We start from the raw sequence: 1396 nt of genomic DNA on the forward strand, positions 1-1396 counted from the left end.
GTCTCGCACGCCTTCCACTCGCCGCTGATGGAGCCGATGCTGGCCGACTTCGCCGAGGCCGCCGCCCGCTGCTCCTTCGAGGCGCCGCGCATCCCGATCGTCTCCACCCTCACCGGTGCCCTCGTCGACACCGGCCGGCCGGCCGACGCGGGCCACTGGGTCGAGCACGTCCGCCGCCCCGTCCGCTTCGCCGCCGCCCTCACCGCCCTGTACGGACACGGCGTGCGGGCCTTCCTCGAAGTCGGCCCCGACGCGGCCCTCACCGCCCTGGCCGCGGACTGCGTGCCCGAGGACGTCGTGACCCTCGCCGCACTGCGCCGCGACGGCGACGAGGAACGCGACCTGGTCACGGCCGTGGCCCGGCTGCACGCGGCCGGCACCGCCGTGGACTGGTCGGCGTTCTTCGCCCCGCACGGCGCCCGGCGCACCGGTCTGCCCACCTACGCCTTCCAGCGTGAACGCCTCTGGCTGGAGGCCGGCGCCGGCGGCGGGGACGCCGACGGCCTGGGCCAGCGCGCCACCGGCCATCCGCTGCTGACCGCCACGACCGAACTGCCCGACAGCGGGGGAGCGGTCCTCACCGGCCGGCTCTCCCGGGCCTCCCACCCGTGGCTCGCCGACCACGCCGTGCACGGCACGGTGCTGCTGCCCGGCACCGCCTTCGTCGAGATGGCACTGAAGGCGGCGGAACGCACCGGCTGCGACACCGTCGAGGAACTCACCCTGCACGCCCCGCTGATCCTGCCCGAGCAGGGCGCGCTGGCCGTACAGGTCGCCGTCGGCGGGGAACGCGACGGACGGCGGGAGCTGACCGTGTGGTCCCGCCGGGCCGACACCGCCGACGCCCCCTGGACCCGCAACGCGGCCGGCGCGGTGTCCGGCGCACCGGAGGCGGCCCCGGCCCTTGCCCTGACCGACTGGCCGCCGCGGGACGCCGAACCCGTCGACCTGGACGGCCTCTACCCCGGCCTGGCCCGCACCGGCTACGGCTACGGCGAGGTGTTCCAGGGCCTGCGCGCCATGTGGCGCCGTGGCGAGGAGCTGTTCGCCGAGGCGGCCCTGCCCGAGAGCGCCCGGGCCACCGCCGCGGCGTTCGGCGTGCACCCGGCGCTCCTGGACGCGGCCCTGCACGTCAACCTGCTGGACCTCCCCGGCGGCCAGGCGGTGCTGCCGTTCGCCTGGGGCGGTGTCACCCTGCACGCGGGCGGCACCGACACCCTGCGCCTGCACCTGTCCCCGTCCGGACCCGACGCCGTCACCCTCACCCTCGCCGACGCCACCGGCGCGCCGGTCGCGACGGTGCGCAGCCTCGTGGCCCGGCCCGTCTCCGCCGAGCAGCTCGCCGGCGACGGCGACGACCCGCTGTACCGGGTGGACCTCGTCCCGGCGCCCGTCC

General features: G+C 77.4%; 1 protein-coding gene. It reads left to right on the top strand.

Features of this window, described 5'->3' with window-relative positions:
• Positions 1–1396: polyketide synthase dehydratase domain-containing protein (locus GT045_RS28825; protein WP_161335979.1), on the top strand; the 1396-nt coding region annotated here is incomplete at both ends.

The sequence above is a fragment of the Streptomyces sp. SID486 genome (genome assembly GCF_009865385.1).
Classification (GTDB): domain Bacteria; phylum Actinomycetota; class Actinomycetes; order Streptomycetales; family Streptomycetaceae; genus Streptomyces.